This window comes from Caulobacter sp. FWC26 (assembly GCF_002742645.2).
GTDB lineage: Bacteria > Pseudomonadota > Alphaproteobacteria > Caulobacterales > Caulobacteraceae > Caulobacter.
On the sequence record NZ_CP033875.1, the window covers coordinates 3,029,022 to 3,053,895 of the forward strand.

Consider the following 24,874-nt stretch of genomic DNA (forward strand, 5'->3'; position numbering starts at 1 on the left):
GTCGCTGATTTTAACCCTGATGTCCAGAAAGCCCAGTGACGCGCCTTGCGGATCGACACAGAACAGGGCGATGACGCCCTTCCGGTGGTCCGCTTCGAAGGCGTGTCGATGCGCTATGGGCGGGGGCCGGAAACCCTCAGAGATATAAGCTTTTCCCTGGACCAGGGCTCGTTTCACTTCCTGACCGGCGCGTCAGGGGCGGGCAAGAGCTCGCTGCTGAAATTGATCTACCTGGCGCACCGTGCGTCACGGGGTCGCGTGGAGCTCTTCGGGCGCGACGTCAGCCTGACCCACGCCTCGGACCTGCCGTTCCTGCGTCGCCGCATCGGCGTGGTCTTCCAGGAGTTCCGGCTGCTGGAGCACCTTTCGGTGTTTGACAACGCCGCCCTGCCCCTGAGAATCCTCGGCCGCAAGCCGGCGACCTATCGCGAGGATGTGGCCGAACTGTTGAACTGGGTGGGTCTGGGCGAGCGGATGCACGCCCTGCCCGCCACGCTGTCGGGCGGCGAGAAGCAGCGGCTGGCCATCGCCCGCGCCGTTGTCGACCGTCCTGACGTCCTGCTGGCGGACGAACCGACAGGCAATGTCGATCCGGCCATGTCGCTGAGGCTGCTGCGCCTGTTCGTCGAGCTGAACCGACTGGGCACCACGGTTCTGATCGCGACCCACGACGAGGACCTCGTGGTCCGCGCCGCCCGTCCGACCCTGCACCTCGAGCAGGGGCGACTGGTTCCGCTGGGAGGACGCTCATGAGCGAGTTCTTCCAGGTCTCGCGCTGGCGTCCGGGTCCCCTGTTGCCCCCGCGCGACGCGCGCGACGGCGCTCTGGTGTTCGTCGTCGCCGTGCTTTGCTTCCTCGCCTGCCTGACCGCCTTCGCGGCGCTGGCGGCCAACCGCGCGGCGCAAGGCTGGACGGCCCAGCTGAGCGGCTCGGCGACGGTCGTGGTTCGCGCTCGGGCCAACGAAACGCCTGATAGCGCCGCAGCACGCGCGGCCGAGGCCCTGGCCGGGGTACGCGGGGTCGTCGAGGCCCAGGCGCTGCCCCGCGAGAAGGCCGAGGCGCTGCTCGAGCCCTGGATCGGCAAGGAGGCTCTGGTCGACGATCTGCCGACGCCGCGTCTGGTGACCCTGGATCTTGATCCCAAGGCTCCACCGACGGCGGAGGTGCTTGAGCGCGCGCTCGGCGCCGCCGGGCTGGACGCGACAGTGGACGACCACAGTCGCTGGATCGCCGACATCGAGCGCGCCGCAGATCTGGCGCGCCTGACCGCCTTGGGCGTCTTCGTGCTGATCGCCGCGGCGACCGCGGCTGTCATCGCCTTTGCGACCCGGGCCGGGCTTGCCGCCCGTCGCGAGGTGATCGAGGTTCTGCACTTCTCAGGCGCAGAGGCCCGCTTCATCGCCGGACTGTTCCAGAACCGGTTTGCGGCGATGGGCGCCCTGGCGGGCTTGCTGGGGGGCGCGGGGGCGGTCATCATCGGCGCCGCCGCGCGTTACTTCGGCGGAGGGAGCGGCCTGGTTCCGGTCTTGCCGCTGGCATGGGTCGATCTGCTGGCGGCCCTGCCCGCTCCCGTGATCGCGGCCCTGATCGCCGGCGCCTCCGCGCGCATGGCGGCGTCGCGCATCGTGGGGGAGATGCCGTGAAGACCTTGGCCGCTTTACTGATCGCCCTGATGATCTGGGGGCTGGGACTGCTGGCCTTCACCGGGCGCGTTGACCAGTCGACCCCCGCGCCCGAGCCGCCCATTTCGGATGGTGTGGTGGTCTTGACTGGCGCCTCGAACCTGCGCCTGGAGGCGGCGACACGGCTCCTGGAAGACGGCAAGGGCAAGCGGCTTCTGATCTCGGGCGTCAACCGCGAGGCTACCCGCGCCGATGTCCAGTCGGTCACCCGAGCGGTGAAGCCAATCTACGACTGTTGCGTCGACCTCGGCTTCGCGGCCGCAGACACCGTGGGCAACGCGCGTGAGACGGCTGAGTGGGCCCGGTCGAAGGGGTACAAGAGCCTGATCGTGGTCACCGCCGACTACCACATGCCCCGATCGATGCTGGAGCTGCGCGCGGCCATGCCGGACGCGACCCTGCACCCCTATCCCGTCAAGACCGATCTGAACGCCCGGCGCTGGTGGAAAACCAGTCTCAGCGCGCGGCGCATGATCGTGGAGTACTGCAAGTATCTGGCGATCCTGGGCCGAGAGGCGTTCCTGAGCCTGGGACCGAAAGAAAAGGCCGCCCCGGCGGCGAAGGAAGCGTCTTGATCTATCTGCGTTCGTTCCTGTTCCAGTTGGTGTTCTGGCTGTGGTCGATCACCTGGGCGATCGGCATGCTGCTGGTGCTGCCGCTGCCGCGTCGCGTCAACACCTGGTGCCTGACCACATGGGCTAAGGGTTTGCTGGTGGGTTTGAGAGTCCTGGCGGGCGTCCGGGTCGAAGTGCGGGGCCAAGAGCACCGCCCGACCGGACCGGCGCTGATCGCGGCCAAGCACCAGTCGATGTTCGACGTGTTCAGCCAGTTCGCCCTGCTGCCCGACGCCTGCTTCGTGATGAAGAAGGAGCTCCTGATGGTGCCCCTGTTCGGCTGGCACGGCTTGAAGGCGCAGATGATCGTGGTGGACCGCGACGGACACTCGGCGGCGCTGAAGAAGCTGGTTCGGGACGCCGTCGAGCGCATGAAGGAAAGCCGCCAGATCGTGATCTTCCCGGAAGGCACGCGCGGCAAGGTCGGCGAGCCCGGCGACTACAAGCCCGGCATCGCCGCGCTCTACCGCGAAATGAACATGCCGGTGACGCCGCTGGCCCTGAACTGCGGCTCGCACTGGAACAAGAGCCTTCTCATCCAGCCCGGTACGATCGTGTTCGAGTATCTGCCCGCCATCCCCGCCGGACTGAAGCGCGGCGAGTTCATGCGCGAACTGCAGACCCGCATCGACACGGCGACCAAGGCGCTGGAGGATGCGGGGACCTAGATCGCGACACACAGCCGTTGAGCACAATGACTGAAACCGCCGCCTCGGCATCCGCCGCGCCGCTGCCGCTTGACCACCTGACCATTCTCTCGCGCTCGGCCGAGGCGGGCGCGGCGTTCTATGGCGTGGTCCTGCCCCGGCTGGGCTTCTGGTCGGAAAAGCCGGGGATCTAGCGCAACGCGGCCGGCCTTTATCTGCAGCTGCGCCAGGCCCACGACGACACCCGCGACTATGACCGCTACGGACCGGGCATGAACCACGTCGGCTTTAGGGCGCCGTCGCCAGCGTTCGTCGAGGACCTCCACGCGACGATGACGACGGCTGGCTACGAAGCGCGGCTGCAGACCTTCGGGGACGGGGTCGTCGCGCTGTTCCTGCCCGATCCAGACGGTTTGCGGATCGAGGTGTCCTGGTATCCCGACGGCGTTCCGCCGGTGGACTAGCCGCGCCGACGCCCAGCGCGGCCCTCAAATGGCGGGGGAGCCCGTCCCTTACCCCTCCCGCGCCTCGACCAGCTTCAGCAGCGCCTCCATCGCTTGGTCGCGCACACCGTCCTCGCGCAGGTGCGCGACCAGATCGCGCAGATAGTCGATGTTCGGCCCCGACAGGCCCACGGCGCCGGCGATCAACGCCGCCTGCTGCTCCAGGGTGAGGGCCCCCGCCCATTGGCTATGCTTCATGTCCGACAGGAAAACCAGGGCGGGCGTGCGGGCGCCGCCGTCGACCTTCACCTCGCGCCAGGTCTCGAAATAGGTCTCGGTCGGCTGTTCGCGCTCGCGCAGATAGGCGTAGACGCCTTCCCACTCGGCGGCGGCCACGCGATAGGCCATGCCGCGCACCGAACCGCCCGGCGCCAAGCCCAGCACCAGGCCCGGCCGCTCATAGGTGCCCCGATGGTGCACCGAATAGATGCAGAACGCCCGCCGCCGGCCGTGGAGCACGGCGGTTCTTCGGTCTATGAACGGGAACCCGGGCCGCCACATCAGCGATCCGTATCCGAACACCCAGCGATCTTCGCCGCTCTCTGAACTCATCACCGATCCCGACTGGACGCGCCCTAGAATGACCCATAACGACGCCGCCCCGTCCCGCAAAGCCCCTGCCAAGGCTCGCCGTAGCCGGCTTTTCGCGCCCTTCATCCTTGCGGCCATCCTGGCGGGCGGCTGGTGCTATGGCTGGTTCTGGCTGCGTGGCCAGGCCGAGCAGCGGATGGACGCGCAGGCGGCCGACCTCGAGGCGCGCGGCTATGACTTGTCGTGGAGCGCCCGCACCTTCTCGGGCTTTCCGTTCCGAATGAATATCCAACTGGCCGATGTCCGGGTCGCCGAACCGACGGGCTGGGCGCTGCGCGTCCCGCAATTGAAGGGCGAAGCGGCCGTCTACGACCTGACCCACTGGGTCCTCGTGGCGCCAGGCGGCGTCGTGCTGACCCGTCCCGAGTCGGGCGACGTCACGATCACCGGCGAAGCCCTGCGCGCCAGCATCTCCCATGTCACCGAGTACCCGCCGCGCATATCGGTCGAAGGGGCCAAGCTCACCTTCGTCCCCGCGCCCGGCGCCAAGCCCTTCACCCTGGTCTCGGCGGACCGGATGCAGTTGCACGTCCGCGGCGGCGGTCCCGACGACCAGGGCGCGGTGTTCTTCAAGGCCGACGGCGCCAAGACCGCCTTCCCCGGCCTGCTGGGCCGCATCGCCCAGGACAAGACCGCCTCGATGATCCTGGAGACGCGCCTGTCGCACGTGTCGTATCTGCGCGGCCGCAACTGGGCGGCGGCGGTGAAGCGCTGGGGCGAGGCCGGCGGACAGATCACCGTTCAGCAAAGCCAGATCCTGGCCGGCGACGCCGAAGGCAAGGCCAAGTCCGGCGTGCTGGGCGTTGACTCCGACGGCCGCGTGACCGGCCTGCTCAGCGTGGCGATCAAGGAGCGCGCCGATCCTTCGCAGCCTATCCGGACACCGGAGCAGGCGCTGGCGGCCGCCGCTCAGGCCATGGGTCAGGAGCCAGTCATCGAGGCGGACCTGCGATTCGATAACGGTCGCACCTATCTGGGCGCCATCGACACCGGACCCGCGCCCACCGTCTATTGATCAGGCAATCGCGGCGCACACGCAATTTTCTTCCCGTGAAGGCTAGCTATTGCGTGTTTGGCGGCAAAGACTATGGTCCGCCCTCCAATTTCGGGGAAGAACATGGGCAGCGACGCGACGGACGCCACGCCGTCTCTCGAAGAGGTCCGATGGCGGCTCGACGCCATCGACGGTGAACTGCTGAAACTGCTCGACGAGCGCGCCAGTCTGGCCGGCGCCGTCGCGGCGGCCAAGCGCGCCTCGGGCGATACTGGCTTTGGCCTGCGCCCCGGCCGCGAGGCCCAGATCGTCCGCAAGCTGCTCGCCTCGCCCCGCAAGGGCGCCGGCGCCGCCCTGGTGATCCGCATCTGGCGCGAGATCATGGCCGACAACTTGGCGCGCCAGGGTCCCTATCACCTGGGCGTGTTCGGTGGCCGTGAACCGGCCCGGACAGTCGAGCTGACCCGCCTGCGGTTCGGAACCGCGCCGCGCCTGTCGCTGGTGGCCTCGGCTCAGGATGCCCTGGCCGCGGCCCGCACGCCGTGGGGCGTCGGGGTCCTGCCGCTCGCGTCTGACACCCCCTGGTGGGGCCGCCTGCTGGCCGAACCCAAGCTGAAGGTCTTCGCCGCACTGCCGTGCCTCGCCGCCTGGGGATCGCAGGCCGCCTTGGCGGTGGCCGAGGTCGACGTGGAGCCGACCGGCGGCGATCAGACCTTCTGGGTCACCGACTCGCCCAAGAGCGCGTCCGCCATCGTCGAGGCCCTCAGCCAGACCGACGTGGCGGCCGAACTGATCGCCGACGTCGGCGGCCTGAAGCTCTTCTCGCTCTCTGGCTTCTTCCAGGCCGACGACCCGCGTCTGGCGCGCGCGCCAGGCCAACTTACGGGGGTGATCGGGGCTGCACCGGAGCAGTTCGACGTGTAAGAGACGGCCGTCTTACCGAAGACATCCGTCAACCGAGTAATCCGATGACCGCCGCCTCCAACGACCGCTTCGCCGCGCCGCGTCCCATGCCCAAGCCCGGGATCATGGACATCCACGCCTATGTCGGCGGCAAGTCTAAGGTCGAGGGCGTCGCCCATCCGGTCAAACTGTCGAGCAACGAGAACATCCTGGGCAGCAGCGACAAGGCCAAGGACGCCTATCGCAACGCCGTCGATCGCCTGCACATCTATCCGGACGGCAAGGCCAACATCCTGCGCGCCGCCGTGGCCGAGCGCTACAAGCTGGAGCCCGAGCGCCTGACCTTCGGCGACGGCAGCGACGAGATCTTCGCCCTGCTGTGCCAAGTGTATCTCGAGCCCGGCGACAACATCGTCCAGGGCGAGCACGGCTTCGCCGCCTACGCCATCGGCGCCCGCGCCTGCCAGGGCGAGGTACGCATGGCCAAGGAGGTCAACCACCGCGTCGACATCGACGAGGTGATCAAGTGCGTCGACGAGCGCACGCGTCTGGTCTTCATCGCCAATCCCGCGAACCCCACCGGCACCTGGCTGACCGGCGAGGAGATCCGCGCGCTTCACGCGGCCCTGCCGCCCTCGGTGATCCTGGTGCTGGACGGCGCCTATGCCGAGTTCTGCAGCGATCCGCGCTTCGAGGACGGGCTGGAACTGGCGCGCACGGCCGAGAACGTCATCGTCACGCGGACCTTCTCGAAGATCCACGGCCTGGCTGCGCTGCGCGTGGGCTGGGGCTATGCGCCCGAGCACATCATCGCGCCGATCGAGCGCATCCGCCCGCCGTTCAACACCTCGATCCCCGCGCAGGAGGCGGCGGTCGCGGCGCTGTTCGACGACGACTTCCAGGACCGCTCACGCGCCCTGGTCGAGCAGTGGCGGCCCTGGCTGGCACAGCAGCTGGGCGGCCTTGGGCTGGAAGTGACGCCGTCGGCGGCTAATTTCGTGCTGGCCACCTTCCCGACAACGCCGGGCAAGACGGCCCCGGAGGCCGAGGCGTTCCTGGCCTCGAAGGGCTACCTCGTCCGGGCCGTCGGCAACTACAACCTGCCCAACGCGATCCGCATCACGATCGGCCTGGAAGAGCAGAACCGCGCTGTGGTCGAGCTCCTGTCGCAGTTCATGGGGCGCTAGAGACCCATGCCCAACCCCGGCGTCCTCTATCCGAAACTCACCGTCATTGGCTGCGGCCTGATCGGCGGCTCGGTGATCCGCGCGGCGCGCCAGCATGGTGTGGTTGGCGAGATTACCGTCGCCGACGCCAGCGAGGCTCACCGCGCCCGAGTGACCGAACTGGGGATCGCCGAGCACGTCACCGGCGACATCGCCGAGGCGGTGAAGGACGCCGATCTCGTGGTCATCGCCACGCCGGTCCTGTCGGTGCCCGAGCTGGCCAGCGTGGTGATCCCCGCGATGAAGCCGGGGGCCACCTTGACCGATGTCGGCTCGACCAAGGGCAATGTGGCCGAAGCCTTCCGTGCCCAGGACCTGACGAAGATCTACGCCATCCCTGGCCACCCGATCGCCGGCACCGAACAGTCTGGCCCCGACGCCGGCTTCGCCGAGCTGTTCGAGAACCGCTGGACGATCCTGACGCCCTTCGAAAGCGAAGACGACCACTACGCGGCCGCCGTCGCCAAGCTGTCGGCCTTCTGGCGCGCCTTCGGGGCCCAGGTCGAGTTGATGGACGAAAAGCACCACGACCTCGTCCTGGCCGTCGTGTCCCACCTGCCCCACCTGATCGCCTACACCATCGTCGGCAGCGCGGCGGACCTGGAGAACGTCACCGAGAACGAAGTCATCAAGTACTCGGCCTCGGGCTTCCGCGACTTCACCCGCATCGCCGCCAGCGACCCGACCATGTGGCGCGACATCTTCGTGGCCAACAAGGACGCGGTGCTGGAGATGCTGGGCCGCTTCACCGAGGACCTGCAGGCGATGAGCCGCGCGATCCGCTGGGGCGACGCCGACACCCTGCACGCCCACTTCACACGCACCCGCGCCATCCGTCGCGGCATCGTGGCTGCGGGCCAGGAAAGCGCCGAACCCAATTTCGGCCGCGATCGCGGGAAGCACTAGCTAACGGGCTTAGTCCGGCTTGCGCTCGCCCTTGCGATGAACTGGGCAAACCCGCCGGGATCCGGTCTGCCGGAAATCCGCGAGGCGGATCTTCGACTCGTGGTCCGGCGCGCCCGGCCGACCGTCCGGGTGCAGGCCCCGATAATAGAGCTTCTGCCACTGATCGGCCGGCGTCTTGGGCTGGTTCGCCTTGATCCACTCTTGGAACGCAGCGCGCGAGGCGGCCCAGCCGCGATAGCTTTCCAACAGGTCCGGCGCATCTTCCAGCGGCCGCAGCTCAGGCTTCAGCCTGTCGACCACGCCGCGCGGGGTCGGGAAAAAGAAGCAGAACGGCTCGTTCTCCTCGAACCGGATCCAGTGATTGGGCCGGGTGAAGCGCCAGTTCATCGTGAAGGTATATGGGGCCCAGTCGGTCTCGATCACGCCGCCCATCGGCGCGATGCCATCCTTCATGGCGTTCGGAGGACCGCCGACCCAGAGGTTCCAGCCCTCGGATGTGCGCATGATGCCCTCGACATGGAAGGTCAGCGTGCCGCTGCCGAAAAGCGAGACTGGCGCGCGCTTCTTGTCCGCGCCCTCGTCGACGACAATCTCAACCGATTGGGTCCCGACGTCGCCAAGCCAGCGCGCCGAGAAGCCGCATGGATTCAGGATGACCCAGCCATGCGAATTGGCGATGGCCAGGGGAAGGCAGCGATAGGCGAAGCTCTCGGGCGTCGCCGTCATCCAGTCGCGCTTGGCCGACGCTGGCGCGATCCTGGGCTCCCAACCCTCATGGACGTAACAGGTCAGTTCCGTCTCGGCGGCGCGGGCTGCAACATTCCGGGGACGCTCGGGAACCGAGCCCTTCAAGCGCTTCCGCATTGTTTCGCCTCAAAGCTGATCACCGCTGGGCCTATCGGTCCGACATGACAGTTTCGTGTCGCTTGCGAGGCTCGAGGGGCCTGCGCCTTGGCCCGCCATCGGCCTCATTCCCGAAACATCGCCGCAACAAAAGAGGCCCACTCACACCGTTCAGGGACATAGCCCTGGAAGGAACCGCCTACATGCGCCGTACGCTTCTCGTCGCGCTCGCTTCGCTCACCACCCTCGCGGCAGGCGCCGCCGTGGCCCAGCAGGACGGACCGCCGCGCGGCATGCCTGCGCCGGAAGACGTCTTCAAGCGCTGGGACGCCAACAGCGACGGCGTTGTCGACAAGGCCGAGTGGACCGGCGCCGGTCGCCCGGAAGACCGCTTTGCGATGATCGACGCCAACAAGGACGGCAAGATCACCATCGACGAACTGAAGACCGCGTTCGAAACCATGCGCCAGCGCCGGATGCAGCAGGGCGAAGGCCCGCCTCCGGGGCCGCCGCCGGAAGGCGCTCCGCCGCAGAACTAGCCTTCTCGACGGAACGTCGAACGCCGCCCGGTCAGCCCATCGGGCGGCGTTCTGCGTTTCAGGCCAAAAGGCGGGCGCGCAGCATCGCCAGCGGAAGTGTCCCCGGCCACAGCACCGCGTCGTGGAAAGCCTTCAGATCGAAGTCCTTGCCCTGCCGCCGGCGCATGGCCGCGCGGAGTTCCACCAGCGCCAGCCACGCCAACCCCTGCCCCGCCACGCTTCCCGGGCCGATGGCCGCGCGCTCGACATCCTGAGCCACGGGCGCGAACACCGGGGCAGGTCCTTGCAGGTCGGCGAACCAGGCCTCGGCCTTGGCCTGGCTCCAGCCCTTGGCGTGCAAGCCCGTGTCGATCACTAGCCGCCCTGCCCGGAACAGCATCCACTGAAGGTAGCCGAGCTCGGCCAGGGGATCGCCAGCGAACGCGCCTTCCTCGTCGGCCAGTTGCTCGGCATAGATCGCCCACCCTTCGCTGAAACCAGGACAGGCCAGGCGGGTTCGCAGCGGGTGGGCGGCGGCTCCCTCCTCCATAGGGATCTGCAGCATGTGTCCGGGAACGCACTCGTGGTGGGCGACGCTGGGCAGGGTCCAATGGGGCCGGCTACGGATGGCCGCCAGGTCGACGAAATAGGTCCCCGGCCGCGCGCCATCGAAGCTGGGCGGGGTGCGATAACCCTGACGCGCCGCCGCTTCGTCGGCCGCCGACATCCGCGAGATCACGGCCGTCAGCGCGCCCTTCGGGATGGCGCCAAAGGATCGCGGCAGGCGTGCCTTGGCCTTATCCAGCCACGCGTTCATGTCGGCCACCAGTTGATCGCGGCCGGCGTCATCATCGGTGTAGAGAAACTGGGGATCGCGCGACAACGCCGTCAGGCGCGCCCCCAAACTCCCCTTGGTCAGCCCCCGGGCGCGCAGCAAGGCGTCGGCCCGCGCGCCAAACCGGCGGGCGGCGTCCAGGCCTCGGGCGTGGGCTTCGTCGGGCGACATGTCCATGCCCGTGTTCAGTTTCAGCACCAGGGCGTAGTAGTTTTCGGCGTCCTTGAAGCGCACGCCTACGCCTTCGCCCGCCTGAGGCTTGAGCGCGAGAAGCACCTCGCTCTGCCGCACCAGCTCGGCGGCGAGATCGCCGCTCGCCCCGGCGGCGACCTTGGCGATGGCGGCTACGGTCTTGTCGATCACGAAGGCCGGCGCGATCACGCCCAGCGCGGCGTCGGCGCGGATCTTCTGTGTGTCGGCCTTCAGCCTGGAAGCCAGGACGGACGGCGCGTCGCCGCCCGCCCGTATCGCCTCCGGAACATTCGTCCACCAGCCTGCGCGGGTGGTCACCGCATACGGCGCGCTCGCAGACGCTCCGAACGGAAAGCGGCGCACCAGTTCGGCCTCGGTGTCGTAGGCCTGAAGGACGGCGTCGCGGTCGAGGCGCGCGTTGGACGACAGCCCCTCAGTCGGGAAGGCTTTCAACAGCGCCAGCCGGTCGGCCGGCCCGCCCGTCCCCTTGGCCAGCTTGTCGAGCAGCGCCTTCAGCGCGGCGTCGCCCGACCCTTGCGCGATGGCCTCCCCGCCCGTCAGGGTCGCCCCAACGGCGGCGGCGCCCGCGAGCGCTTGGCGGCGGCTGAGCATGGGATCCTCCCGAAATTCCACCTCCTGTCTATGGCGCCTGACACCGGTGTCCAGCCACGTCGTCACCCGCACTCCTGGATACCGCTAACAAACGTCGTGACAACGCTGTCGTTTCACCGCTAGCTTGTCCGCCAAGGCGTGCGAGCGATGCGCCAATCTTGAGGAAGCGTCGATGATCCGCCGGGCCGTTCTCTCGTTTGCGTCCGTCATGGCGCTGGCCGGCGCGAGCTGGGCCAATGATGCGCCGCGTCCCATCCGCCTGAACCAGACCGGCTTCGAGGCCCAGGGGCCCAAGCGCGCCATTCTCGCCGATTCCTCGAAGACACCGCTGGACTGGCTGCTGCTCGACGCCGGCGGCGCCACGATCGCCAAGGGCAAGACCGTCGTCTTCGGCGACGACAAGGCCTCGGGAGAGCACGTTCACCAGATCGACCTTTCGGCGTTTCGCAAGGCGGGCGAAGGCTACCGCCTGACGGTCGGCGCGTTGGAATCCCGTCCTTTCGCGATCAAAGCCAAGCCTGACGGCCGCCTGACGCAGGCGGCGATGTCGTTCTTCTATCAGCAACGGGCCAGCGTCCCGATCGAGGCCCGCTTTGTCGAGCGCCCCGACCTGGCGCGCCCAGCCGGTCACGCCCCGGACAGGGCCACCTGTTTCGACCAGGCCGACGAGCGCGGACAGCTCTGGCCGGGCTGCGACTACACGCTGGACGCCAGCCGAGGCTGGTACGACGCCGGCGACCACGGCAAGTACGTCGTCAATGGCGGCATCTCGGCCTGGACCCTGCTCAACGCCTGGGAGCGGGCCGCTGTCTTGAACCGCCCCGGCGCCCGCGCGGCGTTCGGCGATCGCGCCCTGGCCTTGCCCGAGGCGGGTAACGGCGTCCCCGACATCCTGGACGAGGTTCGCTTCGAGCTCGACTTCCTCCTGGCCATGCAGGTCCCCGAGGGCAAGACCCTGCAAGTCCCCGTCGGCGCCCAGCGTCCGACCGATGGTAGGCTTGTTCTCAGCGCGATCGACGCCTCGGGCATGGCGCACCAGAAGCTGGCCGACCGCCAATGGACCGCACTGCCCACCGCGCCCGCCGACGACAAGCAGGTGCGCTATCTCTACTACCCGACGACCGGCGCGACGCTGAACCTGGCCGCCGTGGCGGCCCAGGCCGCGCGGTTGTGGAAGGACATCGATCCCGCATTCTCGGCCAAGTGCCTGGACGCCGCCCGGCGCGCCTTCGCCGCCGCCCAACGCCATCCGGACATCTACGCCATCGGCCCCTTCACGGGCTCGGGCGGCTACGGCGATGGCGATCTGACCGACGAGCTCTATTGGGCGGCGGCGGAGCTCTACGCCACGACGGGAGAGACCATTTACGAGACTGCCCTGCGCGCCTCGCCGCTGTTCCTGGCCTCACCGACCGAAGGGGCGCGTCCGACCGGTGACATCGGCTGGAACAGCGTGGGCGCCCTGGGCACGATCACCCTGGCGCTCGTCCCGAACGGCTTGAAGCCCGCCGAAATCGCCAAGGCCCGCGCCAATCTGGTGGCCACGGCCGGAAAGCACCTGTCCGACGACCTCGGCCAAGGTTACGCCCTGCCCTACGCCGCCCCGGGCTATCCCTGGGGCTCGAATTCATCGGTGCTGAACCGCGCGCTGGTGCTGGGCCTGGCCCACGACTTCACCGGCGAGATCGCCTATCGGCATGGCGCGGTCGACGCGATGGACTACGTGCTGGGCCGCAACCCGCTGGACCAGTCTTATGTCACCGGCTTTGGCGCGCGACCGATGCGCCATCCGCACCACCGCTTCTGGGCCAAGCAAGCCGATCCAGCCTATCCCGCGCCGCCGGCGGGCGTGGTTTCGGGCGGGCCCAACTCGACCAATATGAGCGACCCGGTGGCCAGCCAAATGAAGGGCAAGTGCCGGCCGCAGACCTGCTGGGTCGACGACTACCGGTCCTTCACCCAGAACGAAGTGGCGATCAACTGGAACGCCCCGCTGGTCTGGGTGTCGGCCTTCCTCGACGACACCGCGCGCTAGGTTGCCGGTCGGCGCCATAGCGACTTGAGTCAGCCGGCGCGGCAGGCTAAACGGAGCCTCCCCTGAGCGGGCGTAGTTCAGAGGTAGAACGTCAGCTTCCCAAGCTGAATGTCGGGGGTTCGATTCCCCCCGCCCGCTCCAACCGCTTCCCGACAAAACCACTTCGAGTTCAGCCGGCGTTGGCCGCGACAGACCTCGCTTGGTCACCTTCCAAAACACAGGTATCTCGACCTCGTCATGTTCGCGCTGCGCGAGCCAGAAGGGCGGGATAGGATGGCTTACGGCAAGTTGAGGCGCTTTATCGAGTTATCGGCGCTTGATCGCCCTTGGGTCGGACGTGTCTTCGACAAGAAGCGCAAAAGCGCGCCGCCGCGAGACGCACACGCTGACTGGGACTGGAACAGCGACTACGCCTCGGGCGTCCTGGATCGTCTGTGGCGTAATGACCAGCGACACCACCACCGGCTGCTGGCCTCGCTTCTGGCCAGCGCGCGCCCTAATCCTGCAGTGCTGGATATCGGCTGTGGCGAGGGCGCGCTTTATCACACCATGGCGCTGCATCGCCCTTCGGCATATCTTGGTGTCGATATCTCCAGCCTGGCGATCGAGCGCGCGCGCGAGCGCGCCAAGGCGACACCGATTGACGGACCGGTCGCCTTCGAGACCGGCAACGGGAGCGCCTACGAGACCGACCAGACCTTTGATGTTATTGTCTTTTCTGAATGCGCTGAGTTCCTGGGCGACATGGGAAAGGTGCTTGACCACTACAGGAAGAACCTGCGGGAAGGCGGCAAGTTCGGCCTGACCATGTGGCTTGCGACCCGCCAACTTCCGACCTGGGAATTGCTCAAGACCCAGACCAAGGTGGACGATGAAGCCGTTGTCTGCACCGCCTGGGGCGGCGCATGGATCGTGGCGGTGCTCTCACCGCGTTAGCGCGTCCAGGTTCGTAGGCTCTAGCGCTCCTTTCACACGATGCAGCCCCGCCTTTCGTGAAGAAAAGAGCCGAACAGAAGACCAGAGCCCTCTGCCGGGAGCCGTCAGGTCGTGAGATCTGGCGCCTGCCCGGCCTGGATGCTCCCTCATCCAGACCAGACAGGCTTTCGGCGTTAGATCAGGAAAGTTGGCGCAACCTATTTGACCCGCTCGGCCTTGATGCCCAGCTTGGCCAATTGAGCCTGGACGCTTTCGGCGCCGACCAGGTGACCCGAGCCAACCGCGACGAAGCTGACGCCCGAACCGTCCAGCTTGGTCTTCAGCTGGTTGGCCCAGTCGACGTTCCGCTTGACCAGCAACAGCTCATAGAGGTCCGGGTACTGCGTCTTCATCTCGGTGATGAACTGCGCTTCCAGAGCCGCCACGTCGCCCGACGCCCAGGCCGCGACCATCTTGTCGAGCTTGGCGGCGCCGCCTTCGGCGTCCTTCAGGCTGGACTTCAGGAACTCGATCTCGGTGGCCGAAGGCAGGTCGGCGAAGAAGCGGATCTGTTGTTCGGGCGTTTCGAGACCGGCGACGGGCTTACCGGCGGCCTTGACGTCGCGGGTCAGCACGCCCTCGACGCCGCTCTTGGGATCGTAGCCAGCCTTGATCATCGGCGCCATCGCCAGCGACACCGCCGCCAACCACGGACGCATCATCTCCAGGGCCTGGGGCGGCATGCCGGCCGACTGACCCAGCTCGCTGGCGCGCTTGAAGTCCTCCGGACCGATCTTGGCCGAGAGCTTGTTGGCCGGATCGACGCCGTAGCGCATCACCAGCGGCTGCATCACCGCCGGATCGTCCGCGCCGACCAGTTCCAGAGTCAAGTCGCCGCTGTCGGCCAGGGCCTTGTCGATCTTGGCCGAGCGCCACTGGGTGTCCGGCTTCAGCACGTGGACGGTGCCGAACAGGTAGATGGTCGAGTCCTTGTCCTTGATCGCCCAGAGGGCCGGTTCGGCAAGGGCGGTTCCGGCGAAGCCGAGCGCGACGACGGAGACCATGCCGGCGAACAGGCGGCGGGCCGAGCGATTGAGTTTGTTGAACATGAAAACCCCGATGGTTGGTGTGAAAGAAGTGAGGCGGGTCAGGAAGGTCCGCAAGAGCGGATCTGACCCAGGGTTGATTTTCGAGAGACGCTACTTGAGGAAGTCCGCGACCGCCTGGGCGAACGCCTGCGGCTGGTCGAGCATGATGAAGTGGCGGGCGTCGTCGATCCGGCGGGCGGTCAGACCCGGCAGACCCGCATAGGCGTCGACGAACAGCTTGTCGGCGGCGGCCGCCGGCATGCCGGTCCCGGCGTCATAGGCGTAGAGCAGCGTCGTCGGCGCCTTCACCTTGGCGAGGTCGCCGCGCGCGTCGGTGACCAGCAGGTCGTACATCGCCCGCCCAACGACCGACGGCGACGACGCGCCGCCCCAGGCGGTCACCTGCTTCTGTCCCTCGGCGGACTTCACGAAGCGCGGCGCGCCCATGGCCTGCTGGCTCGCGAAAGCCTCGGCGCTCATCGCCGCCGTCGCGTCGCGCATCTGCACGGCCTGCGGGCGCACCATGTCGGGGGTCGCCGCCGGCGAGAACAGCAGCGAGAAGAACGGCAGGCTGTCGACGATCATCAGTCGGCCGATCGACTCCGGATGGCGCTCGGCCAGCAACAGGCCCGTGAAGCCGCCCAACGAATGGCCGATCACGGCGGGCGACTTCAGGCCCTTGGCCTTGATGTAGCCGTCGATGGCCTCGACCAGCGGACCGACCACGGCCCCCTCGGCGTTGCCGGCGACCGGCGCCCCGGCGAATCCCGCCACTTGCACGACGTGAATCCGGTGGGTCGCCGAAAGCTGCTTCACCGTCCCATCCCAGACCGCGCCGGACGAGGCCAGGCCCGGGATCAGGATCACATCAGGACCCTGGCCGACGACCGTCACCGTCATGCGCTCGGCGGCAGGACTTGCGGCCACCGGCGCCAGCGGGGCGGCGTGGGCGTGGTCGCCGCCGAACACGCCGGTGGCGGCAAGAATGGCCACGAGAATGGCCGACGTGCGCAGACCAGCGCGGCGTGGGCATGAGATCTTTGCAGTCATGATCCTTGTCCTTGGATAGGGGCGCGCGAAAGGCTTCGGCGTCGCGCGCTGGTGTTGCGATGGTCAGGGGTTGGTGGAAGGGCCGGCGGCGGTGGGCTAGCCGGCGAGGCCTCGGCGCCAGGTGATGATCATGCCGATCACCAGGTAGGCGGCCATCATCACGCTGGCTGCGTCCCACAGGGTGAGACTGGGCAGCAAGTCCAGCTTCTCACCGGCCGCCCACAGGAACAGCAGGCCCTGGAGGATGGCGAAGCTGATGGCGGCGATCTCAGCCATGGCGTGGCGCATCAGCTCGTCGCTTCGCGCCCAGATGGCGATGTTGCCGGCCGTCTGGACCAGGAACAGGGCGATCAGGCCGGCCATGGCCGCCGACGCGATCATCGGCGACAAGGGCGAGAACAGCACCGGCGCCAGGACGGGGATCGCCATCATCACACCGGCCAGCAAAAGAACCAGACCGTTCTGGGCGTAGAACACCACCTGGCTGGGCGTGGCCGGGCGGGCGTCTTCTGGATTGATCTGCCGCCCCAGAGCATGACGGCTGAGGCTGACCAGGATCGTCACAAGCCCCACCGCGACCATCATCGCGGCCAGCAGCAAGGCCAGCACATCGGACCACCCCAGATCGGCGACCGATAGGGCGCCGGCCTTTTCCAGCGCGACTAGATAGCGCCCGAAAAGATAACCCAGCGGCGCGGCGACGATAGCGCCGACCAGGGCCTGGATCGCCCGGCGGCTAAAAGGGGACTTTGACGACTTCGAAGCGAAGATCATGACGGTGTCCTCGATCGGGGCGGGCCTTCAGGCCTCGTCCTGGAAGATGGATTCGATGGGCTGCCCAAAGAGGCGGGCGATCTTGAAGGCGAGCGGCAGGCTGGGATCGTACTTGCCAGTCTCCAGGGCGTTGATGGTCTGGCGAGAGACCTCCAGCCGGTCCGCGAGATCCGCCTGACTCCAGTCGCGCTCGGCGCGCAGCACCTTGAGGCGGTTCTTCACTTGTACCTCCAGCGAACCAGAGGCTGGGCCAGCCCGAAGGCGCCGCAGAACACCGGGAAGGCCAGATAGGTCGGCGCATGTCCCAGCACCCCGAAGTTCTCGAGAAAGCCCCAGATCGTCGCGCCGGCCAGGGTGCCCCCCATCGCCCAAAGCAACGCCCGGACGGACATGTTGCGCTGGAACTCGTCGGTCTCCTCGGCCAGGTAGAACCCCATGACGGCGATCACCGCGACGATGGGAAGCGCCGGCGCCACCGCCACCGCCCAGAGCGCCAGGCCCGTAGGCTTGAAGTGCTCGTAGAGCAGGATCGAGCAGGGCAGGACCGCCATATAGGCCAGCATCGCGGGGGTGAACCGGAGCAGGTAGCGGCGCATAGCCGGCGACATTTTCTGAGCCATGATTGAACTCCTTCCGTCTGCGATCAGCGCTGACGCAGCCACCACACGGCCCAGACCACGACGTAGGCGGTCAGTTGAAAGACCAGCAGGCTGAACACGCCGATCGCGAACCACTCCGAGGGGGAATGTTGTCCGGCCAGCGCCGTCAGCCGCGCATCGCCGACCAGCATGGCCAGTGGCGCGGCCAGCAGGATCGATCCCGAGCCGCCCCAGAACCAGGCGAACTTGTGAGCCTCGCGCGCCGCCTCGTCGATATTGCGCCAGTAGATGACGGAGGCGACGATCATGAAGGGCGCCACCGCCAGCAGGGCGTAACCCATAAAGCTGGCCGGCGGGGTGACGCCGATCTCCTTCAGAAGAGTCAGCCCTGCCCCGCCAATCGCCCCCAGCAGGGCGCTGGCGACAAGCAGGCGCAGTGCGATCGCCTGACGGCGGGCCTGGGTTCCGGTGGATTCGCTCATCGGGAAAACCTTGCTCTGGATCGGGCGACTAGAGGGCGGCCAGCGCTTCGACGGCGCCGTCCTGCTCGGTCGTCGCGGACGTCTTGGCGTTTTTGGACGGGCGCTCGCGCAGAACCAGGAACAAGATCGCCCACAGCACGGCGAGCCCCAGGGCCAGACCGACCGCCAGCAGCGGCCCGCCCATCTCGCGCGCCGCGCTGGTGGCCACCACCAGTGACCCGGAGCTGGCCGCCATCCCGATCGCCAGCTTCTGGGCGCGGGTTGCGGGGGTGCGTTGAGCGGTCTTCTTCATGACAAGCCTCCTCGTCGAAATGACAAGGATGTTTGTCATACATCACCGCAACGTTGTCAAGCATGGTTGTCATTTTGTCGAGCAAGCAAGACTAAATGACGGATGTGCTGGCGATTATATACTTTGCAAACGCGGCTGATTTTGGTACCTTGGCCTCGTTGAAAGAGGCCCGTTATGTCCATCCTGTCCAAGCCGTATTTCCACGATGAACAAGCTGCTTTCGAGTTCGTCGAAAGCATCATCTGGGCTGCTGGTCCGGTGTGCCCGCACTGTGGCGGAACGGAACGCATCACGTCGGTTAAGCCGAACCCTGAGAAGCGCGTCCGCTTCGGCCTGAAGCGCTGCGGCCAGTGCAAAGGCCAATTCACCGTTCGCATGGGCACGATCTTCGAGGAGTCCAAGCTCCCCATGACGAAGTGGCTTCAAGCCATCTTCCTCATGTGCGCCAGCAAGAAGGGCGTGAGCGCTCACCAGCTCCACCGCACTCTGGACGTGACCTACAAGACGGCTTGGTTTCTGGCGCACCGCGTTCGCGAGGCGATGAAGCCGTTCGCCAAGGCGATGATGGGTTCGGACGGTGGCGCCGTGGAGGTCGATGAGACTTTCATTGGTCAAGCGCCGGTCGAGAAGAAGAGCCGCCTAACCCTGGCGAACATGAACAAGGTCATGACCCTGGTGGAGCGCAACACCGGCCGCGCCGCCTCTATCGTCGTGACCGATTTCCGGCTCTCGACCATTGAGCCGATCCTGTACAGCCACGTTCACCCCTACGCGCACCTCATGACCGACGAGGCCAAGCACTACGTTCGCCCCGGCAAGGCGTTCGCCAACCACGACACGGTGAACCATGCCCGCGACGAGTACACCCGCAACGAAGAGGGCAAGCACCTGATCACCACGAACACGGTGGAAGGCTACTACTCGATCTTCAAGCGCGGCATGAAGGGCGTCTATCAGCACTGCCAGGCCAAGCACCTGCACCGCTATCTCGCTGAATTCGATTTCCGCTACAGCAACCGCGTTGCGCTGGGCGTCGATGATCAGGAGCGCGCCAAGCGGGCGCTTGAGGGTGTCGTTGGACGTCGCCTGACGTACCGAAATCCTAACGTCGGGTCCGCGCCACAAGCCTAACGGCAAGAGGCGTAATGCTCGGTGGAAATGCGCCAAGTGACCCTTGACTAGTCGCTGGAATGGCGCCTAGTCGCCCTTGTCGATTCTGTCGAATCTGGTATATTCGCATTGCGGGTGCCGAGAGGCCGTCCCATTAGCCTGCGGGTGAAGGGTGGATGTCAGGAAGGCGTAAGTCCCTGGACCCGCTATCTCAAACCAAGCGCCATTTTTATCCAGTCTCCTCGGGCCTCTTGCCGCAGGAATGCGAGACCAGAATCCGGCCAGATTTTCAGGCCATTCCCGACGACGCGGCCCTGCGAGTGATAAAACTTTGCTGCCCATAGCCTTGCAAAGCGGTCATCGAATACGCCCTGATCCTTACGCTCCAAGGCAAGTCCAAGGCCAGCAGACAAGTAATCGGCTGCTAGCAGCGCGGCGTGTGAGTCGTCGTGAGCTAGTGGCTCAACCAAATCTGGGTCAATGTGAGCCCAGGAGGTGTTTGTATTATGTCCCGGCTCATCGCGTAGTCGCCTCAAGTATCCCTGAAACGCATCATATCGAAGACCCTTTCTTTCAGAGAATACTATTCTAACGCGCGGGTCATTTGCTGGTAGCTTTGCGTGCGTATCGCGGCAGGCAAACGAAATCCGCTCAACAAGGTACTTAGAGGCGTGAAAATAGAGGTCGCCTGGATTTTCCCGCCACCCATCCTCAATAAGCCCCGGCTTATAGACAGCCACGGCAACCGCTTGGCAGGACCTTGCAGCGAACGACTCCGTAATTGCCCACTGCTGAGACGGGGAAGATCCCATCTTCTTAAAGGATTTAAACTGCCAATCTTTTGGCTTCCGACAGGCGACACGCGCATCTGCAAGCGCAGTGTTATATTGCTCGACGTTTGCGGTTCGGCAAAGCACCGCAGCGATGACAAGAAAGTCGGAAGAACCAGCTTCGAATGAGAAGCCGTCACATCCAGATTCATCAATGAAAGCTGTAAAGTCCGCCATGAACGACAGCAAAGCCGATCAACCGCAGCTAGACAAGTTCCGCGAACTAGCGCGCCAACTGGAGTGCGACGAGGACGAGGCGCGCTTTGAGGATCAGGTCAGGAAGATCGCGAGCGCGCCAAAGGTTAACGATGCGCTCGAACCACCAGCGTCCCAACTGGAAGCGCCCCGTCAAAGACGATGATCGCGCTTCGCTGATTAAAATCCTTCACCTCATAACGTGGAAGATTCATATCGGGCGACGAGATGGATAGGTTGTTTGTCGTGGTCGGCTGGTCAAAGGTGATGAAGAGAGCCGTCATTAAGTGGTCGGCCATCGGCTTTCCCCGCTTTCCGGGTTCCGGCATGGCCTGGGCTATCATCAGAAGCGTAAACCAGCGCCAGATATTGTCTGTTTGCAGGCCTGTCGCCGTTCGATTGCCCGCATAGCATTGCAGCCTCAACTCGCTCTCGACGGGAGCTGCTGGCAAACTTGCGACCGAGCCAGCTTGGGGTATTGGGCGCCACAGACGGTAGACGAACACAGCAATCGCAATCGTCACCAGTGCAAGCGGCGCGTAACCCCACCAGGGAGAGGCCAAGAACTGGGGCGCGCCCAACGGCAGGGGAGCCTTCGCGCTAGTGAAGGCGAAGATCATAGCGCCCAACCAGAGCGATACGACGCCGAGCCAATCAAGCAGCGTTTTTGGCAATCAGACCCCCCCGGACAGATCGCTTTTATATCATGCGATTCTGGGAAGTTTGCAAAGTATATAGTCACCGATGTGCTTGATGTTTCAGGCCGCACGGCGGCCCAGGAAGGGGTCGTCGCGCAGGGTCTCCCCGAGCAGGCCGCGCCAGTGGACGGCCACGAGTCGCCGCCGCGCCAAGGCTCGGTTCAGGACTCCGGTTGGGGCAAGCGTCATCACTTCCCAGCCATAGCGCGAGAAGCGATCGCCAAAGTCCGACCAGCGAATGACCCGCCCGGCAGCGTCCTGACGCCACACGGACTTGTCGCAGCCGGGAATACGCGCGCATCGCTCCCAGGCCTCGACACGCGCCTGCAGGATCAGAAACGGATCATGAGCGATACGGGCCAAAAAGGGCCTCCGGAAAAATCTGCGCCATCCTCCGCTTGGGGCGGGACTGAGTCGCGCCCCAGGAGAACGACGACCAGGTTTTGTGTAATCGCACAGACTGTCCACTAGATGTGGTTGCGGCGCGTTGCCGCGCGACACCCCCTGCGACAGCTCATCGCGCACGACGAAAGCTGTCCCCGCGCGCAGCCTGGCGCCGGGCCTTGCTCTTCAATCGCTTCTGGAGGTCACGAAACATCGCGCCGGGGCCCGTGGAAAATCACGGCCCCAGCAAAGCGCATCACGGTTACCCGGCCCGTAACTCGGCCCCGCGACCTATCGCCCCAAGGTGACGTCGGCTAGCGCCAAGCCTTGAAATGCTTGGACAATTTCAACCCCTGACGCTGGTAGTGCGACCCACCTTCGCCGTACAGACGGGCCGGACGCGCCGTCAGCGGTTCATAGACCAGGCGCGCGACCGTCTGGCCGTCCTCCAGCAGGAACGGCGTTTCGTGGCTGCGGACCTCCAGCACGCCCTTGGAGCCGACGGCGGCGGCCTCCTCGGTGCCGAAGCCGGGATCAAAGAAGCCCGCATAATGGACCCGGAATTCGCCGACCGACGGGTCGATCGGCGTCATTTCCGCAGCTTCAAGCACCGGGATCTCGATGTCGTCCTTGCTGGCCAGGATGTAGAACTCGCCCGGATCCAGCAGCAGCTCGCCGTGGCGGGCCTCCAGCGGCTCCCAGAAGTCCCGCGGGTCGTGGCCGTCCTCGTGGTCGAGATCCACGACCCCCGCGTGCCGACGACCTCGGAAGCCGACCACACCGGTCTCGGAGAGAAGATCGACACCGACGCTGCGGGTCGCCAGCTTAGCCGGCTCGCCGCGCTTCAGGCGCAGCTGGTTGAGCCGCGTACCGGCCCGCACCAGCACCGAAAAGGTCTGCGGCGCGATCTCGATATAGAGCGGCCCCGTATAACCCGCGTCCACGTCGTCGAAGGCCCGGCTATGGTCGGTCAGCAGGCGCACGAAGACATCCACCCGCCCCGTCGAGCTCTTCGGATTGCCGCGCGCCGACACCGTCATCGGCAGCGCCAGGCGCTCCTGGATCTCGGCGATGTAGACGCAGCCCTTCTCCAGCACCGCGCCCTTGGTCAGGTCCAGCTCGTGCATGGCCACGTCCCTCAGGCGCTCGGGCACCTTGCGGTTCAGGCCCGGCAGGAACGAGGCGCGGATACGCCAGGCCCTCGCACCCAGGCGCAAGTCGAGACTGGCGGGCTGCACCTGATCGACGTCGAACGGCGTGGCGGAGGTGATGGCCTCCTGGGCGATCAGCTCTTCGATGGTCTGGCAGGGCAGAATCCCTGCGGCGTGGGCGTCGGTCATCGGCGCGACACTCGCCAAACCCGCTCGCAAACGCAAGGCGCGAGCGAATACCGCTCGCCTGTCACGGCTCACTTTTCGCCTGTGACAATTCTCTGACGCACCAAAAGGCGTTCTGGCTTGACCCGGCCCCCTCCCCCGCTCCTTATGCGCGCGTTTTTGCGTAGGAGACTGGGCCGTGGCCGAGAACCCGAAGGACTGGGATGTCGCGACGAAATTGATCCGGGGTGGGATCGCGCGCTCGCAGTTCATGGAGACCGCCGAGGCGCTCTATCTGACCCAGGGCTTCACCTACGACAGCGCCGAAGGCGCCGACCGCCGCTTCGCCGGCGAGGACCCCGGCTTCGTCTATTCGCGGTTCAACAACCCGACCGTCAAGATGTTCGAGGACCGCCTAGCCCTACTGGAAGGCGCCGAGGTGTGCCGCGCCCAGGCTACCGGCATGGCCTCGATCCATGCCGCGCTGATGGGCCTTGTCCGCGCCGGCGATCACGTGGTGGCCGGCCGGGCCCTGTTCGGCTCCTGCCGCTGGATCGTCAGCGAGTGGTTGCCGCGCTTCGGCATTGAGACCACCTTTGTCGACGCGACCGATCCCAAGGCCTGGGAAGCGGCGATGCGCCCCAACACCAAGGCGGTGCTGGTCGAAACGCCGTCGAACCCGGTGCTGGAGATCACCGACATCCGCGCCGTGTCGGAACTGGCCCATGCGGTCGGGGCCAAGGTCATTGTCGACAACGTCTTCGCCACCCCGATCTTCCAGAAGCCGCTGGAGCTGGGCGCCGACGTCGTCGTCTATTCGGCGACCAAGCATATCGACGGCCAGGGGCGGGTGCTGGGCGGAGCCATCTTGACCAGCGAGGCGATCAACGAGGAATTCTACCGCGACAGCCTGCGCCACACCGGCCCTTCGCTGTCGCCGTTCAACGCCTGGGTGATGCTGAAGGGTCTGGAGACCCTGGATCTGCGCGTCCGTCGCCAGGCCGACAGCGCGTTCGCGCTGGCCAATGTCATCGCCGAACACAAGAAGGTCCAGTCGGTCCTTTATCCGTTCCGCCCCGACCACCCCGGCCACAACGTCGCCAAGGCGCAGATGACCGGCGGCGGCACCGTGATCGCCCTGGACCTCGGCAGCCGCGAAGCCGCCTTCAAGTTCCTGAACGCGCTGGAGATCGTCGACATCTCGAACAATCTCGGCGACGCCAAGTCGATGGCGACCCATCCGCCGACCACCACCCACCGCTCGGTGCCGGAAGCCGACCGCCCGTCGCTGGGCGTCACCGAGGGCGGCGTGCGCCTCTCGGTCGGCCTGGAAAGCGTGGAAGACCTCAAGCGGGACGTGATCCGTGCGCTCGATCAGGCGTGAGACCTCCCCGCCCATGCACCGCATGAGACGCCGCAGAGGCGGCGACAGCGCCGCCTACGAAGCCCGCACGCGCGACATCGTCGTGCGCGTGTTTCCCGCCTATGCGGCCGAGGAATCCTCGCCCGAGCAGGGGCTTTATCTGTGGTCCTACACCGTCGAGATCGAGAACCACGGCGACGAGACGGTCACCCTGATCGCACGGCGCTGGATAATCACCGACGCCTTCAACCGCGTGAACGAGGTCGAGGGCAGCGGCGTCGTCGGCGAACAGCCCGAGCTGAAGCCCCGCGAGGCGTTCCGCTACGTCTCGAACTGCCCCCTCCCCACGCCGTCCGGCGCCATGCGGGGCAGCTACCAGATGGTCAACGACGCCGGCGAGCTGTTCGACGTCGAGATCCCGGAGTTCTCGCTGCACCTACCGGGCGCGGCGATGAGGATGCACTGAGGCAGTTGAAACTAACGTGCTTCGGTGCCGTTCACCCGGGCTGATCGCACCCGGCGCGATCTAACGATACTCCCTGCCTTCTCATCCGCCTGGCGATCCCGCGACGGAGAATTCGCGCGTCCCGTGTTTCAGCGCGCACGCCCCAAAATACAACCATAAGGTAAATATATACCGTATCCGTACTATGGTTGTTCTTACCACACTCGGCGCG

Annotated in this window: 30 protein-coding genes and 1 tRNA gene; 17 read left to right on the forward strand and 14 right to left on the reverse strand. The window is 66.3% G+C overall.

Annotated features, from left to right (window positions below):
- Nucleotides 1-45 precede the first annotated feature (45 nt).
- From ftsE to CSW63_RS15990, 6 genes are all read left to right on the forward strand, one after another.
- Nucleotides 46-753: a cell division ATP-binding protein FtsE gene (gene ftsE, locus CSW63_RS15970; RefSeq protein WP_168193672.1), complete on the forward strand. Its 708-nt coding sequence runs from the start codon at nucleotides 46-48 to the stop codon at nucleotides 751-753.
- Nucleotides 750-1,643 carry an ABC transporter permease gene (locus CSW63_RS15975; RefSeq protein WP_062099758.1) on the forward strand — a complete coding sequence of 298 codons (894 nt, stop codon included), beginning with the start codon at nucleotides 750-752 and terminating at the stop codon, nucleotides 1,641-1,643. The genes ftsE and CSW63_RS15975 overlap by 4 nt, the downstream gene beginning before the upstream one ends.
- Nucleotides 1,640-2,257 (forward strand): YdcF family protein, encoded by a 618-nt coding sequence (locus tag CSW63_RS15980; protein WP_062099757.1) that lies wholly within the window; start codon nucleotides 1,640-1,642, stop codon nucleotides 2,255-2,257. The genes CSW63_RS15975 and CSW63_RS15980 overlap by 4 nt, the downstream gene beginning before the upstream one ends.
- Complete coding sequence (locus tag CSW63_RS15985) at nucleotides 2,254-2,964, forward strand: 1-acyl-sn-glycerol-3-phosphate acyltransferase (protein WP_062099756.1); 711 nt, start codon at nucleotides 2,254-2,256, stop codon at nucleotides 2,962-2,964. Before CSW63_RS15980 ends, CSW63_RS15985 begins: the two co-directional genes overlap by 4 nt.
- 26 nt (nucleotides 2,965-2,990) lie before the next feature.
- Entirely contained in the window at nucleotides 2,991-3,137 is a 147-nt protein-coding gene (locus CSW63_RS23430; RefSeq protein ID WP_156447828.1) for a hypothetical protein, read from the forward strand.
- 78 nt (nucleotides 3,138-3,215) lie between these two features.
- Nucleotides 3,216-3,407 (forward strand): VOC family protein, encoded by a 192-nt coding sequence (locus CSW63_RS15990; protein ID WP_062099755.1) that lies wholly within the window; start codon nucleotides 3,216-3,218, stop codon nucleotides 3,405-3,407.
- A gap of 48 nt (nucleotides 3,408-3,455) precedes the next feature.
- Here CSW63_RS15990 and CSW63_RS15995 read toward each other — a convergent pair whose 3' ends face one another.
- Nucleotides 3,456-3,998, reverse strand: a complete 543-nt coding sequence (locus tag CSW63_RS15995) for a gamma-glutamylcyclotransferase (protein WP_062099754.1) — start codon at nucleotides 3,996-3,998, stop codon at nucleotides 3,456-3,458.
- Nucleotides 3,999-4,026: 28 nt separating this feature from the next.
- Here CSW63_RS15995 and CSW63_RS16000 point away from each other — a divergent pair, with 28 nt between their 5' ends.
- The 4 genes from CSW63_RS16000 (at nucleotide 4,027) to CSW63_RS16015 (ending at nucleotide 8,066) form a co-directional block, all read left to right on the forward strand.
- On the forward strand, nucleotides 4,027-5,052 hold the full coding sequence (locus CSW63_RS16000) for a DUF2125 domain-containing protein (RefSeq protein ID WP_062099753.1): 1,026 nt from the start codon (nucleotides 4,027-4,029) through the stop codon (nucleotides 5,050-5,052).
- A gap of 102 nt (nucleotides 5,053-5,154) precedes the next feature.
- A complete protein-coding gene (locus tag CSW63_RS16005) occupies nucleotides 5,155-5,955 on the forward strand; it encodes a chorismate mutase (protein WP_062099752.1) in 801 nt (266 codons plus the stop codon).
- Nucleotides 5,956-5,999: 44 nt separating this feature from the next.
- On the forward strand, nucleotides 6,000-7,121 hold the full coding sequence (hisC, locus tag CSW63_RS16010) for a histidinol-phosphate transaminase (RefSeq protein ID WP_062099751.1): 1,122 nt from the start codon (nucleotides 6,000-6,002) through the stop codon (nucleotides 7,119-7,121).
- 6 nt (nucleotides 7,122-7,127) lie between these two features.
- A complete protein-coding gene (locus tag CSW63_RS16015) occupies nucleotides 7,128-8,066 on the forward strand; it encodes a prephenate/arogenate dehydrogenase family protein (protein WP_099503266.1) in 939 nt (312 codons plus the stop codon).
- Nucleotides 8,067-8,075: 9 nt separating this feature from the next.
- Here CSW63_RS16015 and CSW63_RS16020 read toward each other — a convergent pair whose 3' ends face one another.
- Nucleotides 8,076-8,930 carry a DUF6065 family protein gene (locus tag CSW63_RS16020; protein ID WP_062099657.1) on the reverse strand — a complete coding sequence of 285 codons (855 nt, stop codon included), beginning with the start codon at nucleotides 8,928-8,930 and terminating at the stop codon, nucleotides 8,076-8,078.
- Between the two features lie 182 nt (nucleotides 8,931-9,112).
- Here CSW63_RS16020 and CSW63_RS16025 point away from each other — a divergent pair, with 182 nt between their 5' ends.
- On the forward strand, nucleotides 9,113-9,448 hold the full coding sequence (locus CSW63_RS16025) for a calcium-binding protein (protein WP_062099656.1): 336 nt from the start codon (nucleotides 9,113-9,115) through the stop codon (nucleotides 9,446-9,448).
- A gap of 58 nt (nucleotides 9,449-9,506) precedes the next feature.
- Here CSW63_RS16025 and CSW63_RS16030 read toward each other — a convergent pair whose 3' ends face one another.
- On the reverse strand, nucleotides 9,507-11,066 hold the full coding sequence (locus CSW63_RS16030; protein ID WP_062099655.1) for a DUF885 family protein: 1,560 nt from the start codon (nucleotides 11,064-11,066) through the stop codon (nucleotides 9,507-9,509).
- A 172-nt stretch (nucleotides 11,067-11,238) separates the two neighbouring features.
- Here CSW63_RS16030 and CSW63_RS16035 point away from each other — a divergent pair, with 172 nt between their 5' ends.
- The 3 genes from CSW63_RS16035 (at nucleotide 11,239) to CSW63_RS16045 (ending at nucleotide 14,037) form a co-directional block, all read left to right on the forward strand.
- Complete coding sequence (locus CSW63_RS16035) at nucleotides 11,239-13,101, forward strand: glycoside hydrolase family 9 protein (protein ID WP_062099654.1); 1,863 nt, start codon at nucleotides 11,239-11,241, stop codon at nucleotides 13,099-13,101.
- Nucleotides 13,102-13,167: 66 nt separating this feature from the next.
- A tRNA-Gly gene (locus tag CSW63_RS16040) sits at nucleotides 13,168-13,242 on the forward strand.
- 96 nt (nucleotides 13,243-13,338) lie between these two features.
- Nucleotides 13,339-14,037, forward strand: coding sequence for a cyclopropane-fatty-acyl-phospholipid synthase family protein (locus tag CSW63_RS16045; RefSeq protein ID WP_246842027.1), 699 nt, complete (start codon nucleotides 13,339-13,341; stop codon nucleotides 14,035-14,037).
- 197 nt (nucleotides 14,038-14,234) lie between these two features.
- Here the strand turns inward: CSW63_RS16045 and CSW63_RS16050 are convergent, their stop codons facing one another.
- From CSW63_RS16050 to CSW63_RS16080, 7 genes are all read right to left on the reverse strand, one after another.
- On the reverse strand, nucleotides 14,235-15,125 hold the full coding sequence (locus CSW63_RS16050) for a TraB/GumN family protein (RefSeq protein ID WP_062099658.1): 891 nt from the start codon (nucleotides 15,123-15,125) through the stop codon (nucleotides 14,235-14,237).
- A gap of 90 nt (nucleotides 15,126-15,215) precedes the next feature.
- The gene (locus tag CSW63_RS16055) at nucleotides 15,216-16,154 is read right to left on the reverse strand and encodes an alpha/beta fold hydrolase (protein ID WP_062099652.1); all 939 of its coding nucleotides are present in this window, start codon (nucleotides 16,152-16,154) and stop codon (nucleotides 15,216-15,218) included.
- 96 nt (nucleotides 16,155-16,250) lie between these two features.
- Nucleotides 16,251-16,928 carry a hypothetical protein gene (locus CSW63_RS16060; RefSeq protein WP_062099651.1) on the reverse strand — a complete coding sequence of 226 codons (678 nt, stop codon included), beginning with the start codon at nucleotides 16,926-16,928 and terminating at the stop codon, nucleotides 16,251-16,253.
- A 27-nt stretch (nucleotides 16,929-16,955) separates the two neighbouring features.
- Entirely contained in the window at nucleotides 16,956-17,150 is a 195-nt protein-coding gene (locus CSW63_RS16065) for a helix-turn-helix transcriptional regulator (protein ID WP_010920093.1), read from the reverse strand.
- Nucleotides 17,147-17,662, reverse strand: coding sequence for a hypothetical protein (locus tag CSW63_RS16070; protein WP_099503264.1), 516 nt, complete (start codon nucleotides 17,660-17,662; stop codon nucleotides 17,147-17,149). The genes CSW63_RS16065 and CSW63_RS16070 overlap by 4 nt, the downstream gene beginning before the upstream one ends.
- Nucleotides 17,572-18,009, reverse strand: coding sequence for a hypothetical protein (locus CSW63_RS16075; RefSeq protein WP_062099649.1), 438 nt, complete (start codon nucleotides 18,007-18,009; stop codon nucleotides 17,572-17,574). The genes CSW63_RS16070 and CSW63_RS16075 overlap by 91 nt, the downstream gene beginning before the upstream one ends.
- A gap of 28 nt (nucleotides 18,010-18,037) precedes the next feature.
- Nucleotides 18,038-18,301 carry a hypothetical protein gene (locus CSW63_RS16080; RefSeq protein WP_168193673.1) on the reverse strand — a complete coding sequence of 88 codons (264 nt, stop codon included), beginning with the start codon at nucleotides 18,299-18,301 and terminating at the stop codon, nucleotides 18,038-18,040.
- Between the two features lie 174 nt (nucleotides 18,302-18,475).
- On the opposite strand from CSW63_RS16080, the gene CSW63_RS16085 reads away from it, so the two are divergent.
- Nucleotides 18,476-19,432, forward strand: a complete 957-nt coding sequence (locus CSW63_RS16085) for an IS1595 family transposase (protein WP_062099648.1) — start codon at nucleotides 18,476-18,478, stop codon at nucleotides 19,430-19,432.
- Nucleotides 19,433-19,617: 185 nt separating this feature from the next.
- Here CSW63_RS16085 and CSW63_RS16090 read toward each other — a convergent pair whose 3' ends face one another.
- The 4 genes from CSW63_RS16090 to CSW63_RS16105 form a co-directional block, all read right to left on the reverse strand.
- Nucleotides 19,618-20,430 carry a DUF3800 domain-containing protein gene (locus tag CSW63_RS16090; protein WP_127846988.1) on the reverse strand — a complete coding sequence of 271 codons (813 nt, stop codon included), beginning with the start codon at nucleotides 20,428-20,430 and terminating at the stop codon, nucleotides 19,618-19,620.
- Between the two features lie 113 nt (nucleotides 20,431-20,543).
- Nucleotides 20,544-21,110 carry a hypothetical protein gene (locus CSW63_RS23435; protein WP_062095459.1) on the reverse strand — a complete coding sequence of 189 codons (567 nt, stop codon included), beginning with the start codon at nucleotides 21,108-21,110 and terminating at the stop codon, nucleotides 20,544-20,546.
- An 84-nt stretch (nucleotides 21,111-21,194) separates the two neighbouring features.
- Nucleotides 21,195-21,683 carry a hypothetical protein gene (locus tag CSW63_RS16100; RefSeq protein ID WP_062095461.1) on the reverse strand — a complete coding sequence of 163 codons (489 nt, stop codon included), beginning with the start codon at nucleotides 21,681-21,683 and terminating at the stop codon, nucleotides 21,195-21,197.
- 149 nt (nucleotides 21,684-21,832) lie between these two features.
- On the reverse strand, nucleotides 21,833-22,858 hold the full coding sequence (locus CSW63_RS16105; RefSeq protein WP_062095463.1) for a 2'-deoxycytidine 5'-triphosphate deaminase: 1,026 nt from the start codon (nucleotides 22,856-22,858) through the stop codon (nucleotides 21,833-21,835).
- Between the two features lie 175 nt (nucleotides 22,859-23,033).
- Here CSW63_RS16105 and metZ point away from each other — a divergent pair, with 175 nt between their 5' ends.
- Entirely contained in the window at nucleotides 23,034-24,218 is a 1,185-nt protein-coding gene (metZ, locus tag CSW63_RS16110; RefSeq protein ID WP_062095465.1) for an O-succinylhomoserine sulfhydrylase, read from the forward strand.
- Nucleotides 24,199-24,663, forward strand: a complete 465-nt coding sequence (apaG, locus tag CSW63_RS16115) for a Co2+/Mg2+ efflux protein ApaG (protein WP_062095467.1) — start codon at nucleotides 24,199-24,201, stop codon at nucleotides 24,661-24,663. The genes metZ and apaG overlap by 20 nt, the downstream gene beginning before the upstream one ends.
- Nucleotides 24,664-24,874: the final 211 nt, after the last annotated feature.

Excerpts from the sequence above, each read along its gene's own strand:
- CSW63_RS15975 (WP_062099758.1), top strand. The coding sequence starts at position 750 with ATGAGCGAGTTCTTCCAGGTCTCGCGCTGGCGTCCGGGTCCCCTGTTG.
- CSW63_RS23430 (WP_156447828.1), top strand. The coding sequence starts at position 2,991 with ATGACTGAAACCGCCGCCTCGGCATCCGCCGCGCCGCTGCCGCTTGAC.
- CSW63_RS15990 (WP_062099755.1), top strand. The coding sequence starts at position 3,216 with ATGAACCACGTCGGCTTTAGGGCGCCGTCGCCAGCGTTCGTCGAGGAC.
- CSW63_RS15995 (WP_062099754.1), bottom strand. The coding sequence starts at position 3,998 with ATGAGTTCAGAGAGCGGCGAAGATCGCTGGGTGTTCGGATACGGATCG.
- CSW63_RS16000 (WP_062099753.1), top strand. The coding sequence starts at position 4,027 with ATGACCCATAACGACGCCGCCCCGTCCCGCAAAGCCCCTGCCAAGGCT.
- CSW63_RS16005 (WP_062099752.1), top strand. The coding sequence starts at position 5,155 with ATGGGCAGCGACGCGACGGACGCCACGCCGTCTCTCGAAGAGGTCCGA.
- hisC (WP_062099751.1), top strand. The coding sequence starts at position 6,000 with ATGACCGCCGCCTCCAACGACCGCTTCGCCGCGCCGCGTCCCATGCCC.
- CSW63_RS16015 (WP_099503266.1), top strand. The coding sequence starts at position 7,128 with ATGCCCAACCCCGGCGTCCTCTATCCGAAACTCACCGTCATTGGCTGC.
- CSW63_RS16020 (WP_062099657.1), bottom strand. The coding sequence starts at position 8,930 with ATGCGGAAGCGCTTGAAGGGCTCGGTTCCCGAGCGTCCCCGGAATGTT.
- CSW63_RS16025 (WP_062099656.1), top strand. The coding sequence starts at position 9,113 with ATGCGCCGTACGCTTCTCGTCGCGCTCGCTTCGCTCACCACCCTCGCG.
- CSW63_RS16030 (WP_062099655.1), bottom strand. The coding sequence starts at position 11,066 with ATGCTCAGCCGCCGCCAAGCGCTCGCGGGCGCCGCCGCCGTTGGGGCG.
- CSW63_RS16035 (WP_062099654.1), top strand. The coding sequence starts at position 11,239 with ATGATCCGCCGGGCCGTTCTCTCGTTTGCGTCCGTCATGGCGCTGGCC.
- CSW63_RS16045 (WP_246842027.1), top strand. The coding sequence starts at position 13,339 with ATGTTCGCGCTGCGCGAGCCAGAAGGGCGGGATAGGATGGCTTACGGC.
- CSW63_RS16050 (WP_062099658.1), bottom strand. The coding sequence starts at position 15,125 with ATGTTCAACAAACTCAATCGCTCGGCCCGCCGCCTGTTCGCCGGCATG.
- CSW63_RS16055 (WP_062099652.1), bottom strand. The coding sequence starts at position 16,154 with ATGACTGCAAAGATCTCATGCCCACGCCGCGCTGGTCTGCGCACGTCG.
- CSW63_RS16060 (WP_062099651.1), bottom strand. The coding sequence starts at position 16,928 with ATGATCTTCGCTTCGAAGTCGTCAAAGTCCCCTTTTAGCCGCCGGGCG.
- CSW63_RS16075 (WP_062099649.1), bottom strand. The coding sequence starts at position 18,009 with ATGAGCGAATCCACCGGAACCCAGGCCCGCCGTCAGGCGATCGCACTG.
- CSW63_RS16080 (WP_168193673.1), bottom strand. The coding sequence starts at position 18,301 with ATGAAGAAGACCGCTCAACGCACCCCCGCAACCCGCGCCCAGAAGCTG.
- CSW63_RS16085 (WP_062099648.1), top strand. The coding sequence starts at position 18,476 with ATGTCCATCCTGTCCAAGCCGTATTTCCACGATGAACAAGCTGCTTTC.
- CSW63_RS16105 (WP_062095463.1), bottom strand. The coding sequence starts at position 22,858 with ATGACCGACGCCCACGCCGCAGGGATTCTGCCCTGCCAGACCATCGAA.